Origin of the sequence: Rhizobium sp. PP-F2F-G48, assembly GCF_004342335.1 — a bacterium.
GTDB lineage: Bacteria > Pseudomonadota > Alphaproteobacteria > Rhizobiales > Rhizobiaceae > Ferranicluibacter.
Genome location: NZ_SLVH01000004.1, coordinates 96,669 through 114,622, shown reverse-complemented (window position 1 = coordinate 114,622; position 17,954 = coordinate 96,669). Strand labels below are relative to the sequence as shown.

General features: G+C 64.5%; 8 protein-coding genes. 5 read left to right on the top strand and 3 right to left on the bottom strand.

From position 1 onward, the window contains the following. Positions 1–6: 6 nt before the first annotated feature. From C8J36_RS11760 to C8J36_RS11750, 3 genes are read right to left on the bottom strand one after another with little or no spacing between them, the layout of a single operon-like run. Positions 7–1,542 carry an aldehyde dehydrogenase family protein gene (locus C8J36_RS11760; protein WP_132535115.1) on the bottom strand — a complete coding sequence of 512 codons (1,536 nt, stop codon included), beginning with the start codon at positions 1,540–1,542 and terminating at the stop codon, positions 7–9. Positions 1,543–1,563: 21 nt separating this feature from the next. Further along, positions 1,564–2,994 (bottom strand): FAD-binding oxidoreductase, encoded by a 1,431-nt coding sequence (locus C8J36_RS11755; RefSeq protein ID WP_245506534.1) that lies wholly within the window; start codon positions 2,992–2,994, stop codon positions 1,564–1,566. A 2-nt stretch (positions 2,995–2,996) separates the two neighbouring features. Further along, positions 2,997–4,406 (bottom strand): VOC family protein, encoded by a 1,410-nt coding sequence (locus tag C8J36_RS11750; protein WP_132535113.1) that lies wholly within the window; start codon positions 4,404–4,406, stop codon positions 2,997–2,999. Between the two features lie 126 nt (positions 4,407–4,532). On the opposite strand from C8J36_RS11750, the gene C8J36_RS11745 reads away from it, so the two are divergent. The 5 genes from C8J36_RS11745 (at position 4,533) to C8J36_RS11720 (ending at position 17,930) form a co-directional block, all read left to right on the top strand. Continuing rightward, complete coding sequence (locus tag C8J36_RS11745) at positions 4,533–5,426, top strand: LysR family transcriptional regulator (RefSeq protein WP_132535111.1); 894 nt, start codon at positions 4,533–4,535, stop codon at positions 5,424–5,426. Positions 5,427–5,921: 495 nt separating this feature from the next. Then, positions 5,922–14,537, top strand: a complete 8,616-nt coding sequence (locus C8J36_RS11735) for a glucoamylase family protein (protein ID WP_245506533.1) — start codon at positions 5,922–5,924, stop codon at positions 14,535–14,537. A 112-nt stretch (positions 14,538–14,649) separates the two neighbouring features. Beyond that, on the top strand, positions 14,650–15,861 hold the full coding sequence (gene opgC / locus C8J36_RS11730) for an OpgC domain-containing protein (RefSeq protein WP_132535109.1): 1,212 nt from the start codon (positions 14,650–14,652) through the stop codon (positions 15,859–15,861). A 139-nt stretch (positions 15,862–16,000) separates the two neighbouring features. Further along, positions 16,001–17,113, top strand: coding sequence for a 3-isopropylmalate dehydrogenase (leuB, locus tag C8J36_RS11725; RefSeq protein WP_132535107.1), 1,113 nt, complete (start codon positions 16,001–16,003; stop codon positions 17,111–17,113). Positions 17,114–17,231: 118 nt separating this feature from the next. Further along, positions 17,232–17,930 carry a phosphatase PAP2 family protein gene (locus tag C8J36_RS11720; protein WP_132535106.1) on the top strand — a complete coding sequence of 233 codons (699 nt, stop codon included), beginning with the start codon at positions 17,232–17,234 and terminating at the stop codon, positions 17,928–17,930. Positions 17,931–17,954 lie beyond the last annotated feature (24 nt).

Genomic DNA, 17,954 nt, shown 5'->3' with positions numbered 1-17,954 from the left:
TTCGGTTTACTCGATGTCGAACGACACGCCCTGGGCGAGCGGCAGCGCCTTCGAATAGTTCACCGTGTTGGTCGCCCGACGCATATAGGCCTTCCAGGCATCCGAGCCGGATTCGCGACCACCGCCGGTTTCCTTTTCACCCCCGAACGCGCCGCCGATTTCTGCACCCGACGTGCCGATATTGACGTTGGCAATGCCGCAATCCGATCCGTCGGCCGACAGGAACCGCTCGGATTCCTGCAGGTCGCGGGTAAAGATCGAGGAGGACAGGCCGGCCGCGACCGCATTGTGGGCCGCAATCGCCGTGTCGAAGTCGCTGTACTTCATCACATAAAGAATCGGCGCAAAGGTTTCCTCCAGCACCGGCCCTGCCTGCTCCGGCATTTCGACCAGCGCCGGCTTCACGTAATAGGCTTCGGCGTGGCCGAGATCGACACGCTCGCCACCTGTCACGCTGCCGCCATGTGCCTTGGCGTCCTCAAGCGCCTTTTGCATGCCCTCGTAAGCCGGGCGATCGACCAGGGGGCCGACGAGGGCCGTGCTTTCGAGCGGATTGCCGACGGACACGCTGCCATAGGCCTTTTTCAGGCGCGGCAGCAGGGCGTCATAGACGCTGTCATGCACGAACAGCCGCCGCAGCGTCGTGCAACGCTGGCCGGCCGTGCCCATGGCACCGAAAGCGATGGCGCGCAGCGCCATGTCGAGATCCGCGGACGGGCAGACGATGCCGCCATTGTTGCCGCCGAGTTCCAGAATGCCGCGGGCGAAGCGCTTGGCCAGCCGCGGACCGACATCGCGGCCCATGCGGGTGGAGCCGGTGGCAGACACGAGCGGCACCTTGGGATGATCGACCAGAACCTCGCCGATCCCCCGGTCGCCGATCAGCACGGACGACAGGCCGGACGGTGCGTCCGCGCCGAACCGCTTGATGGCTTTTTCGAGAACGGCCTGACAGGCCAGCGCCGTCAGCGGCGTCTTTTCCGACGGCTTCCAGACCACGGCATTGCCGCAGACGAGGGCGAGCGCCGAGTTCCAGGCCCAGACGGCGACGGGGAAGTTGAAGGCGGAGATGACGCCGATGACGCCGAGCGGATGCCAGGTTTCCATCATCCGGTGGCCCGGGCGCTCGGTCGCGATCGTCAGGCCGTAGAGCTGGCGGGAGAGGCCGACCGCGAAATCGCAGATGTCGATCATCTCCTGCACTTCGCCGAGGCCCTCGGACGGAATCTTGCCGGCTTCGAGCGACACGAGGCGGCCGAGATCGGCCTTGTGCGCGCGAAGCTCCTCGCCGAGCAGGCGGACGAGTTCGCCGCGGCGCGGCGCCGGGATCAGCCGCCAGGCCTTGAAGGCCTCGTGCGCCGCCTCGATCCGCGTGGCAGTCTCGTCTGCCGAGATGGTTTTCAGGCGCGCGATCTCCTGACCCGTCACCGGGGAGAAGGACGCCATGTCGCCGCCTGTGTGAAGGGACGGATCGACGCCGAGAAGGCCGAGCAATCGACCTGTCTCTGCAACCACATCGAGCGGCTTGTGGGCGATATTCATGGTTTAACTCCTGAAACTGTATCAGCCGAAGCGAACGGTGCCGAGCCCGCCGGGCGAGGTGAGGGGGAGAAGGCCGCAGGCCATGTCCTTGATCTTCTGCGGCGTATAGAGATCGTAATAGTGCTGGTTCTTGCGGCCGATGGCATGCTCGGCGCTGAAGCTGCCGGCAAAATCCTCGACGACGACGGCATAGACCCAGTCACGAAGCGCCGTTTCCAGCGAACCGTCGGAAAGCCCTTCCGCGTCCCGCGGGAAGACGATGTTGAGGTGGACCCCACCGTCGCCGATATGGCCGAAATCGCAGATCCGCGCCTCCGGAAAGCGCTCCGGCATGTCGCGCTTCATCCTCTCGCAGAATGCCATGATATCCCCGCGACGGAAGGCGACGTCGAAGGCGATGAGGCGGCCGGACTGTTTGACGCCTTCCGACAGAGCATGCCGCAAAGCCCACATTTCATGCGCCGGGCCGATGAAGGCGTCGGCGAGCGGCGCCTCCTCCGTCTCGAAGATTTCAGCCAGCACGGATTCGAGCATATCGCCCAGAGGCTCCTCGCTTTCGCGCGTCTGCCACGTCCGGCTGACCTCGGCGAGGATCACATAGTCCGGGATTTCGCCGTTCTGGAACGGGTTGCGCAGCGACGGCACATGATCGAGCGCCGCCGAGATGGCATTGCGCGACATGCCCTCGAAGGCCGACAGGGTCGTGCCCAGTCTTTCTTCCATCCGTCGCAGAAGCGGCATGACCGACTCCGGCCCTGCCGGCACCAGATAGGCGGTTGCGGTCTGCAGCGGCAGGCGTTCCAGATTGAGCACGCAGCGGGTGACGACGCCGAACACGCCGGACGTGCCGATGAAAAGCTGCTTCCAGTCCACGCCCGTGTTGTTCTTGCGCAGCGCCTGCCCGAATTCGAGGATCGTCCCCTCGGCATCGGCCAGCACCACCGTCAGCCCCAGCACATTGCGCCGGACATCGCCATATTTCAGGAAACGCGAGCCGCCGGTATTGGTGGCGATCATGCCGCCGAGGCGCGGATCGGCGCCAAGGTCGATCGGAAAGAACAGGCCGGACGCCTCCAGCCGCCGGTTGACGTCCGACAGCAACAGACCGGCATCGGCCTCCAGCGACCGATTGTCGGTATCGAGCACGAAATGCCCGGTCATCCGGTCGAGGCTGAGCACCACCTGCCCGCCGGCCGCGTCCGGCGTCGAGCCGGAGACGAGCCCGGTATTGCCCGACTGCGGCACGACCGGCAGGCCATGTCGCACGCAATAGGAAAGAACGGCCGACACCTCTTCCGTCGTCCGCGGCCGCAGGACGGCCAGCGCCCGGCCGGCATCGTAACGCGCGCCGGTCTCGTAGGCCGCCATATCGCCGGCGTCGGACACGAAACCGCGCTCGCCCACCAGCGCCGTCAGCGCCTGCACATGCTCGTCGCCCAGAACGACGCGCACGGTCACTCTGCCGCCTCGGCGCGCGATGTCGCCTGTCCCGAAATGCCGGCAAGGCAGGCTGCGATCGATGCCGCTTCGATCTCGGCATAATGGTCGAATTCGTTCAACACCGCCTGGCCGAGATCGGCCTCGAACTGCTGCTGGCTGGGGCTTGCGGAGAAATCCTGCGCGGCGGCATCGCCAAGGTTCGACTGGAAGATGCCGGCCGCGCTCACCGGCAGGAAGTCCTCGTAGACGATCGGATCGAACCGCACGAGCCCGTCGCGAAGACGCGTGTCGAGATCGCCGGACATGTCGACGCGCCGGCCCGCATCCGTCAGGCTGTAGGTGAAATAGCCGAGACCCTCCGCGCGGATACCCGCCCACGTGTCGGGAAAATCCTTGAACGCATCCGAAAGCGCCTGCTCGTAGGCCGCGGCGTTTGAGCCGTCGGCTGCCGGGCGGACAATGTTGCGCGAGCGGTCGAGCAGGGCATCGTAAAGCGCCCGCCCCTTCGGCGTCAGGGCGATGCCGCGCTGTTCGATCTCGCCGAAACGGGCGGTGTGAGAACCGGCAACCCAGGCGCCGGTCTCGTCCTGGAAGGAGACCGGCTCGTCCAGCGCCTTGAAGGACGTCTGGCGCAGAAGGATCGGGCAGGCCCGCGTCGGCGGGCCTTCGATGACGGCCTTGGGCGCAATGCCTTTCTCCGGCATGCGCGCCTGCACCGCATCGATATCGAGCGTGCGCGGCGTCAGATGGTTGATATGCGGCCCCTTGAACGAGACGACGTCGGCAAGCAGGCGATGCGCATCGTGCAGACGCTTGTAGAGACCCGCATCGACGATCGCCTTGTCGTGCCAGCGGAACGTCTCGAGCACCGCCTCGACGAACGCGGCGGCGTCCTGAGCGTCAAGACCGCCTTCGCTCTCGGCCTTTTCGGTCAGCGCGACAGCAGTGGGGGTGAAGATCGCGCGCGTCTCAAGCACGCGCTCGGCTTCGGCCCGCAGGTCCGCGTCGTCGATCAGGTCGAGCCGCAGCAGCGAGGTGAAGACGCGGAAGGGGTTGCGGCTCAGCGCCTTCGCACCGACGGGACGGAACGCCGTGGAATGAACAGGAACACCCGCGGTGCTGAGGTCGTAGTAGCCGACCGGGAACATGCCCATGACCGCAAAGACGCGTCGCATCATCGAGAGTTCCGCAGGCGTCCCGAGCCGGATGGCGCCATGCCGCTCCTGCGAAATCCGTTCCAGCGCATCGGTTTCGGCAAGCCGCTCGGCAAGATCGGGATGCGAGGACAGCACCTCTCCGTTCACCTCGGCGACGAGATCCATCAGCGTGCCATAGGCCGGCACTTCCGTGCGGTACATGGCCGACATGGCGGCGGAAAAGGCGGAACGGATGTCGTCGTTCTGAACGAAGGTCGTCTCGGTCATGGCAGCTTGCCTCACGATATGGCGTCACGATAGGATGTGGCGCGCTGATCATTCTGGTTTCGTATGATACTACCCCGAAATGCGCTTTGATTGCGACTGTTTTGACTATGATCATGCGGGGGCGGAATGAAGTTGAGCCGACGACTGGTTCCCGACATCGCCACGCTGCAGGCGTTCGAATGCGCCGCACGTCACGGCAGCTTCACGCAGGCCGCTGCCGAACTCAGCCTCACCCAGAGCGCCGTCAGCCGCCAGATCAAGGATCTTGAAAGCCAGCTCGGCGTGCTGCTGTTCGAGCGCATCCGCCAGCGGGTCATCCTGTCGGATGCCGGACAGAAGTTTCTGCCCGAGGTGCGCCGGTTGCTGCGCCAATCGGAAGAGTTGATGGTGCGGGCCATGGGTGCCGCCCGGTCCGACAATGCCCTGTCGATCGCGACGCTGCCGACCTTCGGCAGTCGCTGGCTGACGCCGCGCCTCTCCGACTTTCTCCGCCTGTACCCCGATACGATCCTGAACATCGCAGCAAGGTCGCAGCCATTCGACTTTGCAGAAGAAAACTTCGATGTCGCCATTCACTACGGGCAATCGGTCTGGGCGCATGCGATCTGCGACTATCTCTGCAGCGAAGTCATCGTGCCCGTGGCAAGCGCCGAGCTTCTCGCGCGGCATCCAGCCGGCGCCCCTGTCGATCTCGACGGGGCACCTTTGCTCCATCTCGCGACCCGGCCGAAAATGTGGGCGGAATGGTTCGAGGCGAACGGCACGACGGCGCGCAGCGCCTATCGCGGCAGCCGCTTCGACCAGTTCGCCATGGTGATCGAAGCGGCGATCGCCGGGCTCGGCTTCGCGCTCCTGCCGCGCTATCTGATCGAGCACGAACTGGCCATCGGACGTCTTGTCGTGGTGTTCGACCGGCCGATGAAGACCGAGAACAGCTATTACCTCGTCGTGCCAGAAGGAAAGATGGAGAACCAGGCGGGCCTCGCCTTCCGGGACTGGATCATGGGCCAGGTCACGTGATGTGACGAGACCGCGGAACTTTGTGCATGGCTTACGGAACAAAACTGCCTGAGCCGCGTTGTCGCGCCGAGAGAACGGCCATGCTTCGCTTCGAGCCCGGGAGGTGGCGGTCATCGAATTTCATCCGAAAACATCTTTGACCGCGCCTGTCCCCGTCCGGCGTCCAGACCGGTTTCAAGCCATGCCGAAGCCGCGCTTTACCTTGCAAGCGCACCGGCATCCCGCTAGAAAACAAAGCCTTAAATTCAGTTTCCGCACATTCGATCGGTTCTCTCAACGGTCGGCAGCGGAGATCGTCTCTGCAAACCGCGTCCTGCGGAGCGGCGTTATGGTGGTGGCGGATTGCCCAAGCCGGTCTCTCCCGGCGGTGGTATAACTGCAAACGATACCGGCGCCGTGAAAGCGCCCGAATGAGAGGCCACGCCTCACGCCGACCGACTGTGCCCCGTACAGTCGCCTCATCTTAACTCAACGGTTGGATCCAGAACCCCCTCCATGGCCCTGCAAGACACACACACGACCTCGCCGCGCGAAGCCCAGCCCGCCCTCCTCGACACCAACGACTCGATCCGTTCGACCTATTTCACGAACGACGAACTTCGGGCGGCAGGGGCAGCACTGGCACGGGATGGCGCAACGAGCCTGCCGAGCTTCTTCCCGTTCGAGTTCCACCAGCGTCATCGCGAGAACGAAGGCGAGATCTTCCGGGTCTACAAGATCACGGCGGCCGACGTGGAAGGCGGCGCCACCATCACGCCGGCGGCGGAATGGCTGCTCGACAACCATTATGTCGTGGAAGAGGCTATTCAGGAGGTGCGGCGCGACTTTCCCCGCAAGTTCTATCGCCAGCTGCCGACGATACCCGTCGCCGGTTCGTCCATTCCCCGCACCATGGCGCTGGCCTGGCTCTATACGGCCCACACGCATTCCACCGTCTCGCGCGAGAGCCTGACCGCCATGGTCGAAGGCTTCCACGAGCATGCCACGTTCAAGATCGGCGAGCTCTGGGCCCTCCCCTCCATCCTGCGCTTCATCCTGATCGAAAATCTGCGTCGCATCGCCATCCGCGTCGAACGCTCGCGGGCCATGCGCAACAAGGCGAACGATGTCGCCGACCAGATCGTCCGCCTGAGCGATCCGGACAAATCCGCGACGCTTCTCAAGGACTATGAAGACCTGACGGCCGACAATTCCTTCGTCGCCCAGCTTCTCTACCGCCTGCGCGACGGCTCGCAGAGCGGCCGCGTCGTGATCGCCTGGCTCGAGGAGCAACTGGAAAAGCGCGGCAGCGATGTCGAGGCCGCCCTGGTCGCCGAACAGAACCGCCTGTCGTCCGGCAACGCGACGATGAGCAACATTATCCGCTCGCTCCGCGAAATCGACGACAATGACTGGGCCGTCTGGTTCGAAAGCGTCAGCAAGCTCGATGCCGAGCTGCGCGAGCATTCCGATTACATGTCGCTCGATTTCGGCTCGCGCAACAAGTACCGCACGACGATCGAACGGCTCGCCAAGCGCTCCGGCCTGACAGAGCTGGACGTCACCCAGCGCGCGATCGCCATGGCTGCAGGTGGTGCCGCAGACGCGCCAGCCAGCGAGACGACCGCTGGAACCCGTGCCGTGCCGACCCGCACGTCGTCGGACGCGATCGTGCCGGAGGACGGGACAGAGAACCGGACGGGCACGGAGCCCGTACCGGACGATATCCAGCCCCATTCCAGCAACGTCGGCGACTTCCTGGTCGGCAACAGGACGGATGCCTTCGAGGAGGCGATCGGCTATCGGCCGACGCTCGTCCAGTCGGTGGTGCGCATCGCGCGCCGCATGGGCTGGCTCGCCATCGCCCTGCCCAATATCCTTCTGACCATCCTTGCCATGGTGCTCGTCTACGACTTCATTAGCCCGATGGAGATGCCGACCGGCGCCAAGCTGATCATCCTGCTGCTTTTCGCCCTGCCCGCCTCGGAAGGTGCGGCCGGCCTCTTCAACACCGTCGTGACCTTCTTCCTGACCCCGTCGCGACTGGTCGGATACGAGTTCCTCTCCGGCGTTCCCGAAGACGCCCGCACCCTCGTCGTCGTCCCCTGCCTGATCTCCAAGCGCGATCACGTCGATGAACTCGTTCGCAATATCGAGGTTCATTACCTCGCAAACCCCAAGGGCGAGATATACTTCGCCTTGGTCAGCGATTGGGCCGACAGCCAGACCGAGGAAACGAACGCGGACCTCGACGTGCTGGACTATGCCAAGGGCGAGATCGCGACGCTCTCCAAGCGCTACGCGCATGATGGCCGCACCCGCTTTTATCTCTTGCACCGCCGCCGTCTCTACAACGAGGGCGAAGGCGCGTGGATGGGCTGGGAACGCAAGCGCGGCAAGCTGCACGAGCTCAACCTTCTCCTGCGTGGCGATCGCGACACGACGTTCATCGCCGGCGCCGACAAGGTGCCGGAAAACGTCCAGTACGTCATGACGCTCGACAGCGACACGCGCCTGATGCGCGATGCCGTCACCAAGCTTGTCGGCAAGCTGTACCACCCCATCAACCGTCCGGTGATCGACGCCAAGAACCAGAAGATCCTGTCGGGCTACTCGATCCTGCAGCCGCGCGTGACCCCGTCGCTGACGACCGGCAGCGAAGCCTCGTCCTTCCAGCGCATCTTCTCCGCCAATCGCGGCATCGACCCCTATGTCTTCACCGTGTCGGACGTCTATCAGGATATCGTTTCGGAAGGCACCTTCACCGGCAAGGGTCTCTACCATGTCGACGCCTTCGAGGCGGCGATCAAGGGCCGCATCGACGAGAACGCGGTTCTCAGCCACGACCTTCTCGAAGGATCGCTCGCGCGTTGCGCGCTGGTGACGGACGTCGAGCTGGTCGAGGACTTCCCCACCCGCTACGAGGTCGAGACCTCGCGCCAGCATCGCTGGGCGCGTGGCGACTGGCAGCTCCTTCCCTACATCTTCAGCCCCTCGAACGGCCTGTCCATGCTCGGCCGCTGGAAGATGTACGACAATCTGCGCCGCTCGCTGATCCCCGTCGCCTGGCTGATCGCGTCCGTGCTCGGCTGGTACTACATGGAACCGACGCAGGCGCTGATCTGGCAGGTCGTGCTGATCTTCTCGCTCTTCGTCGCTCCCACCCTGTCGCTCATCTCCGGCCTGATGCCGCGACGCAACGACATCGTCGCCCGCGCCCATTTCCATGCCGTCCTGTCGGAAATCAGCGCCGCCAATGCGCAGGTCGCGCTGCGCATCGTGTTCATCGCCCATTCCGCCGGCATGATGGCGGATGCGATCGCTCGTGCCATCTACCGCACCTTCGTCAGCCGCAAGCTGATGCTGGAATGGCGCACGGCGGCACAGGTCCAGAGTGCTGCGACCGGCTCCGTGCTCGACTACTACCGCGCCATGTGGATCGCGCCGGTCATCGCCGTGGTTTCGCTCGCGCTGGCCGCCGTTTCGGCCACCGGCCTGCCCTTCATCGGCATTCCCTTTGCCGTTCTCTGGGCCCTGTCTCCCGCCATTGCCTGGCTGGTCAGCCAGTCGGCCGAAACCGAGGACCAGCTTGACGTTTCCGATGAGGTGAAGGCCGAGTTCCGCAAGATCGCGCGCCGCACCTGGCGCTTCTACGAGGACTTCGTCACCGCAGAGCAGCACTTCCTGCCGCCGGACAACTTCCAGGAAATCCCGCATCCGATCCTTGCGGAACGCACGTCTCCGACCAATATCGGCGTCTACCTGCTCTCGGTCATGTCGGCCCGCGATTTCGGCTGGATCGGTTTCGAGGAAACCATCCGTCGGCTCGAGGAAACCATCGCGACCGTCGATGGCATGCCGAAATATCGCGGCCATCTGTTCAACTGGTACACGACCAACCGCCTGGAAACGATGGAGCCGAAATACATCTCGGCTGTCGACAGCGGCAATCTTGCCGGCCATCTCATCGCCGTCTCCTCCATGTGCCGCGAATGGGCGGAAGCGCCTTCCGCTCACGTGCAGGGCAGCCTGGACGGCATCGGCGACGTGGTGTCGATCCTTGCCGAAATGCTGGCCGCTCTTCCCGACGACCGCAAGACGGTCCGCCCGCTGCGCCGCCGCATCGAGGAACGCCTGATCGGCTTCCAGAGCGCGTTGCAGGCGGTGAAGCGCGAGCATGAGTTCGCCTCGATCCGCGTCATCAACCTCTCGGTCCTTGCCCGCGACATCCAAAAACTCTCGCTGAACCTCGACCACGAGGTCAAGAGCGGCGCGAGCGGCGAAGTCGTCAAGTGGGCGAGCCTTCTGGTCCAGACCTGCGAAGCGCATATCGCCGACAGCACCTTCGATCTCGGTGCCATCGATGCTCTGCGCCAGCGCCTCGTCGTGTTGCGCAACCGCAGCCGCGACATCGCCTTCTCGATGGACTTCACCTTCCTCTTCCGCAAGGAGCGCCGCCTGCTCTCGATCGGCTACCGCGTCAACAGCGGCGAGCTCGACGAAGCCTGCTACGATCTTCTGGCCTCCGAATGCCGCCTGACCAGCCTGTTTGCGATCGCCAAGGGCGACCTTCCGACGGAGCACTGGTACAAGCTCGGCCGTCCGGTCGTGCCGATCGGCGCGCGCGGCGCGCTGGTCTCCTGGTCCGGCTCGATGTTCGAATATCTGATGCCCCCGCTCGTCATGCAGGAACGCCAGGGCGGCATCCTCAACCAGACGAACAACCTGATCGTGCGCGAGCAGATGAACCATGGTCGCCGTCTCGGCACGCCGTGGGGCATCTCGGAAGCCGCGTTCAATGCACGCGACCATGAGCTGACCTATCAGTACACCAACTTCGGCGTGCCCTCGCTCGGCCTGAAGCGTGGCCTCGGCCAGAATGCCGTCATCGCGCCCTACGCCTCGATCCTGGCAAGCATGTACGATCCGAAGGCCGCACTCTCCAACCTGGAGCGTCTGCGTGGCTTCGGCGCACTCGGCATGTACGGCTTCTACGACTCGGTCGACTTCACCCCGACCCGCGTTCCCGAAGGCAAGACCTGCGCCGTCGTGCGCAACTACTATGCCCACCACCATGGCATGTCGATCGCCGCCGTCGCCAACGTGGTCTTCAATGGCCGCCTGCGCGAGTGGTTCCACGCCGATCCGGTCATCGAGGCCGCCGAACTCCTGCTCCAGGAAAAGGCGCCGCGGGACATCCCGATCATCAATGCCAAGCGCGAACCGGAAGCGCTGGGCAAGGGTCAGGAAGACCTGCTTCGCCCCGAGGTTCGCGTCGTCACCAATCCGATCGCCAAGGACCGCGAGACCGTGTTCCTGTCCAACGGCCATTATGCGATCATGCTGACCGCCGTCGGCTCCGGTTACTCCCGCTGGAACGGACAGACCGTCGTGCGCTGGAAGCCGGACCCGGTCGAGGACCGCACGGGGACCTTCATCTTCCTGCGCGATACCGCCACCGGCGACTGGTGGTCGGCAACCGCCGAGCCGCGCCGTGCGGAAGGCGAAAAGGCGACGACCCGGTTCGGCGACGACAAGGCCGAGTTCATCAAGATCGTCGGCGATCTCACCAGTGAGGTCGAGGTCATCGTCGCGACCGAGCACGATGCCGAAGGCCGGCGCGTCACGCTCGTCAACACCGGCTCGGAAGACCGCTTCATCGAAGTGACCTCCTATGCCGAACCGGTCCTGACGACCGACGACACCGACAATGCGCATCCGCTGTTTGCCAAGATGTTCCTCAAGACGGAAATCGACGCGCGGGGCGATCTCATCCGCGTGATGCGCAACAAGCGCACGCCGAGCGAGCCCGACATGCAGGTCGCGCACCTGATCGTCGACAATGCCGGCACCGACCGGCCGACGGAGGTCGAAACCGACCGCCGCCGCTTTATCGGCGAAGGCCGCACACTGGCGGAAGCCCGCGCCTTCGATGGCGATGTCAGCCTCTCCGGCACATCCGGATTCACGCTCGACCCCGTCATGGCGCTTCGACGCACCGTGCGGGTTCCCGCCGGCAAGAAGGTCAGCGTCATCTTCTGGACGATCGCGGCACCGAACGGGTCCGATATCGACCGCGCCGTCGAGCGCTATCGCCACCCCGACAGCTTCAGCCATGAGATGATCCACGCGTGGACGCGCAGCCAGGTGCAGATGCGCCATGTCGGCGTGACCTCGCAGGAGGCGGCAAGCTTCCAGATCCTTGGCCGCTACCTCGTCTATCCCGACATGCAGCTGCGCGCGGACACGGCCACCGTCCGCGCCGGTCTCGGGCCGCAATCGGCCCTGTGGCCCCTGTCGATTTCCGGTGACTTCCCGATCTTCACCGTCCGCATCAATGACGATGTCGATATGGGCATCGCCCGGGAAGCCCTGCGTGCGCAGGAATATATGCGTGCGCGCGGCGTCACCGCGGATCTGGTGATCATCAACGAGCGTGCCGCCTCCTACGCCCAGGACATGCAGCATGCGATCGACAGCATGTGCGAAAACCTGCGCCTGCGCAGCCAGTCCGATGGTGCGCGCCAGCACGTCTTCGCGGTTCGCCGCGACATCATGGAAGCCGAGACATGGGCGGCGCTTCTGTCGGCCTCGCGCGCGGTCTTTCATGCCCGCAACGGCAAGATCTCCGACCAGATGGCCCGCGCCGAAGCCCTCTATTCGACGCCGAGCATCAAGAAGGACAAGCCGGCCGTGGGCTCCGTGCCGCTTCTGGCAGCACCGATCGCCATCGACGCCGCACCCGCCACGATTTCCGGCGACGGCCTCGACTTCTGGAACGGCTATGGCGGCTTCTCCACCGACGGCCGCGAATACGTCACGCGTCTGCGCGGTGGCGAGGCGACGCCGCATCCGTGGATCAACGTCATCTCCAACGACATCTTCGGCTTCCATGTCTCGGCCGAAGGCTCGGCCTTCACCTGGAGCCGCAATTCGCGCGATTACCAGCTGACGTCCTGGACCAACGATCCCGTCGGCAACCGTGCCGGGGAAGCGATCTTCATCAAGGACATGACCAGCGGCTCGGTCGTCACCCCCTATGGTGCGCTCTCGCGCCGCAGGGATGTGACCTTCGAAACCCGCCATGGCCTGGGTGTCTCCACCTTCAGCAGCGTGCAGGATGGCCTGACGGTGGAAGCCACGCAGACCGTGCATCGCACCCTGCCGGTGAAATACACCCGCCTGCGCCTCACGAACGGCGCCGGCGAAGCCCGTCGCCTGCGCCTCTACGGCTATGTCGAATGGGTGCTGGGCAACAACCGCGCCAAGACCGCGCCCTTCGTCGTCTGCCATTATGACGACGTCGCGGGAATGATGTCGGCGACCAACCCCTACAGCATCGACTATGCCGGACGGACGGCCTATCTCGCGGTCAGCGAGACGCCGACCAGCTTCACGGCAAGCCGGCGGGAGTTCCTCGGCCGCACGGGCGGCATTCTCGCGCCGCAGGCGGTGGTCGACGGTGCCATTCTCACCGGCAGCTCCGACATCGATGGCGATGCCTGCGCGGCACTGTCGCTCGACGTCACCCTGAAACCGGGCGAAACCCGCGACCTCGTCTTCTACATGGGCGACAGCGACAACCGCGCCCAGGCGCTCGAACATCTGGAATCCGCCAAGGCCGACACGTTCGATGCGGTGCTCGAAGCGTCGACCGCCTATTGGGAAGCCTTCACCGGCGTCGTGCAGATCGAAACCCCGGACAAGGCGTTCAACAACCTGGTCAACCGCTGGCTTCCCTACCAGAGTCTCGGTTGCCGGATCCTCGCCCGCTCGGCCTTCTATCAGGCAAGCGGCGCGTTCGGCTTCCGCGATCAGCTTCAGGATACGCTGGCCTTCATCGTGCACCGGCCGGAACTGGCGCGGGCGCAGATCCTCAACGCGGCTGCCCGGCAGTTTGCGGAAGGCGACGTGCTGCATTGGTGGCTGCCGGGTTCGGGCGCCGGCGTGCGCACGCTGATCTCCGACGACGTCGTCTGGCTCGGCCATGCCACGCAGCACTACTGCGAGGTGACCGGCACCACGGACATTCTCGACGAGACCATTCCCTTCATCGAAGGGGCGGCGCTCGAGCCCGGCCAGCACGACAGCTTCTTCCAGCCGAAGGTCTCGGAAACCACCGCAAGCCTCTACGAGCACTGCGCACGGGCCCTGGACCTCGCCATCAAGCGGACCGGCGAGAACGGCCTGCCGCTGATCCTCGGCGGCGACTGGAACGACGGCATGAACCGGGTTGGCATTGAAGGCCGGGGCACCAGCGTCTGGCTCGGCTGGTTCCTCGCCTCAACCCTGCGCGCCTTCACGGGCATTGCCCAGACACGCGGCGACAGCGCCCGCGTCACGGCGTGGACCGCGCATCTCGAGCGGCTCAAGCAGGCGCTCGAAACGGCCGGCTGGGACGGCACGCATTACCGTCGCGGCTATTACGACGACGGCACGCCGCTCGGCTCGGCCACATCGGACGAATGCCGCATCGACTCGATCGCCCAGTCCTGGAGCGTGCTCTCCGGCGAAGGCGACCCGGCCCGCGGCAAGCAGGCCATGGATGCGGTGCTTGCGGAACTTGCCGACGACGAACATCGCCTGATCCGCCTGTTTACCCCGCCGCTGTCCGGCACCGAGCAGGACCCGGGCTACATCAAGGCCTATCCGCCGGGCGTTCGTGAGAACGGCGGTCAGTATACCCATGCAGCCACATGGGTCGTGCTGGCGCTTGCCCGCCTCAAGCGAGGCGACGACGCCTGGAAGGCCTTCCAGATGCTGAACCCGGTCACCCATGCGCTGAACCGCGAAGACGCCAATGTCTACCGGGTCGAGCCCTATGTCGTGGCCGCCGACGTCTACGGCCATGGCGACCTCACCGGTCGCGGCGGATGGACCTGGTACACAGGTTCGGCCGCCTGGCTCTATCGCGTGGCCGTCGAAGGCATTCTCGGCCTGCGCAAGGAAGGCGACCGCCTGATCGTCGATCCCGCCCTTCCCTCGGACTGGCAAGGCTTCAAGGCCCGGCTGACGATCGATGGCAAGGTGCACGAGGTTGCCGTGGCGAGAAGCGTCGACGATAATGGTGTGTTTGACGTGACGGTTGATACGACTGTCACAAAAAACGCGCATGATGGCGTTTTGCTCTAGCCATTCAAGGTAAAGCCGGCCCCGGCGAACCGGGGCCGGCCACCAAGGAAGCCTGAACGATATCGGCGAGGTTGAGGGGCTGGGGCGCCAAAATCCGCATGAGACACTTCGAATGCTTCAAGACACGCCACCGGTGCTGCGCACCACGCCTCCTGCCCTGCTGCAACCCTTGTTGCAGCCGGTGCCCTCACCGCTCCCCGGCCGGCCGGTCACCGGAATCCCGGTCCCGGCCGAGCGGGACACGCGGCTCGATACCTACCGGGCCATCTGCCTGTTGATGATCTTCATCAACCATGTACCGGGGCAGTATCTCGAATATCTCACGACCAAGAACTTCGGCTTTTCGGATTCGGCCGAAGCCTTCGTGCTGATCTCGGGCCTTTCAGCCGGGCTTGCCTATGGGCGCAAATTCCTGCCCGGCAACAGGCTGGCGCTCAGCCTGCGCATCTGGCGTCGCGCCTTCACGCTCTATATCGCCCACATCATGTCGAGCATCATCACGCTTGCCATCTTTGCCGGCGGTGCGCTGTATTTCCACCGGCAGGATCTGATCGGCGAAATCAATATCCGCCCAATGGTCGACAATACGGAGCAGGGCGTCGTGGCCATGGTGCTGCTGGGTCACCAATTCGGCTACAACAACATCCTCTCCATGTATGCGGTGGTCTTTCTCATGCTCCCGGCCATGCTCCTGTTGCAGAAGGTGAGCCCTGCCCTCCTCCTCGGCGTGTCCTCGCTCGTCTGGCTTCTCGCGGGCCTCTTTCACATTGTGCCGATCAACTTCCTCGATCATAACTACTGGTTCCTGAACCCGTTTTCCTGGCAGTTCCTGTTCGCCATCGGCCTCGTCGCCATGATGCGCAGCCGGGCCGGCAACTCCCTTCCGCGCCACCCGGCCCTCGTCTCGGTCGCCGCGCTCTATGTCGGCATCTCCTTTGTCTGGGTGCTGTTTTCCTGGTGGTCGATCGATTTCTCCTACGGGCTGCCCGCCGTCCTTACCGGCTTCGACAAGACCTTCCTGTCCCTGACCCGCTTGCTCCATGTCCTTGCGCTCGGCTACCTTCTCGCGATCACGCCGGTCTTCAATCGTCTGTCGCGCCTTCGCCTCGATCATCCCCTGGTCATGATCGGGCGGCACTCGCTGCCCGTCTTCATCTTCGGAACGATCCTCGCAATGATCGGCCAGGTGCTTCTGTTCGTCACCGGCAAGGACCCCATGCTCGGGACCCTGTTCGTCCTCGTCGGCATCGCACTGCATTTCGCCTATGCCCGTTATCTCGATTGGCTCGGCGGTCTCACCAGGGCCGTGCCGGTCAAAACCTGACAGGACAGGTCTCATTCTTGGCGAAGTGGCATTTTCCTGCCGAGCGACTTGCGCTAAGGAACCGGCACGCAAGCGGCATCGCCGCAGTCCGTTCGTTTCGGTCAAAGCCATCAGTCAGGCACGTCATTGGGAGGCCACCTTGTCCACGCGCACACTTTTCCTTCTGCCGGGTGACGGCATCGGTCCGGAAGCCATGGCCGAGGTCGTCAAGATCATCGACCACATGAACATGGAAACGGGCGCAGGCTTCGTCACCGACACGGGTCTCGTCGGCGGTTCGGCCTATGACGCCCATGGCGCCGCCATCTCGGATGCCGACATGGCCAAAGCCATGACGGCCGATGCCGTGCTCTTCGGCGCCGTAGGCGGCCCGAAATGGGACGACGTGCCGTATGAAGCGCGTCCCGAAGCCGGCCTTCTGCGCCTGCGCAAGGACATGCAGCTGTTTGCGAACCTGCGCCCCGCCATCTGCTATCCCGCACTTTCGGCCGCATCGTCGCTGAAGCCCGAACTGGTCGAGGGCCTCGACATCCTCATCGTCCGCGAACTGACGGGCGGCGTCTATTTCGGCGAGCCGAAGGAGATCATCGACCTTGGCAACGGCCAGAAACGCGGCATCGACACGCAGGTCTACGACACCTACGAAATCGAGCGGATCGCCGGCGTCGCCTTCGAACTCGCCCGCACGCGCTCGAACCGCGTCTGCTCGATGGAAAAGCGCAACGTCATGAAGTCCGGCGTCCTCTGGAACCAGGTCGTCACCGCGACGCACAAGGAAAAATATTCGGACGTGCAGCTGGACCACATGCTGGCCGACGCCGGTGGCATGCAGCTCGTCCGCCAGCCCAAGCAGTTCGACGTCATCGTCACCGACAACCTGTTCGGCGACATGCTATCGGACGTCGCTTCCATGCTCACCGGCTCGCTCGGCATGCTGCCCTCCGCTTCGCTCGGCGCGCCCGACGGGACCACCGGCAAACGCAAGGCGATGTACGAGCCCGTTCATGGCTCGGCGCCCGACATCGCCGGCCAGGGCATCGCCAATCCGATCGCCATGATCGCGTCCTTCGCCATGTGTCTGCGCTACTCGTTCAACATGATCTCGGAAGCGGACCGTCTGGAAAAGGCGATCGCCAACGTTCTCGACAAGGGCATCCGCACCGGCGACATCATGGCGCCCGGCGCCCGACAGGTGGGCACCACCGAAATGGGCGACGCCATTCTTGCCGAGTTCAAGGCGCTTTCGGCCTGATATTCATCGAGAAGCCTGTCGAATGCCCCGGCTCCCTGCGGAGACCGGGGCTTTTTCATGTCCGGAGGTTGACTTCAGCAAAAGCGAAAACACATCAGGCGAGATCGAAAGGACCATCATGAACAGGCCGATTTCCTCCTCCGTCTGGCTGCTCCTCAGCGCCATCCTTCTTGTCGTCGCACTCGTGCCGTTCGATCCGCGCCTCTCGCAATCGGCGCAGGCGCTGCCGGAACCCTTCGTCGCTTTCAACGCGCGCATCACCGATTTCGGCACCTTCGCCTGGATGATCTACGGCTCGGCGACGCTGGTGATCATCGCCTATATCCTCGCGCGTGTCGTCAGCAGCCACGGGCTCGCCGAAAAGGCGAGGGCGGCGCGCCGCCTGTCGCTCTATTTCCTGGTGACGATCGGCACCGCCAGCGCCGTGGTGCACATCCTCAAGTTCTTCATCGGCCGGGCCCGCCCGGAGGCCTTTTCCGATCTCGGTGCGTACAGCCTGAACCCCTTCGCGTCGGACTGGCTGTTCCAGAGCTTCCCCTCCGGCCATTCGGCGGCCGTCGGCTCCTTCTTCGGAGCCTTTGCCATGCTGGCGCCGCGACTGCGGATCCTCTTTGCGCTCGGCGCGCTCACCATCGGCGTGACCCGGGTGGTCGTCGGCGCGCATTATCCGAGCGACGTCGCCGCCGGTCTTCTCGTCGGCCTCTGGAGCGCCCTGATGATCGCCTTCCTCTTTGCTCGCAAGAATTGGGTGTTCCGGCTTGATGAGAAGGGCTGGCCACGCCCGAAGACGCAGTTCCCGAACCACGGGGACGTCTGACGAAAAAACCCGGCGGAAAGCCCG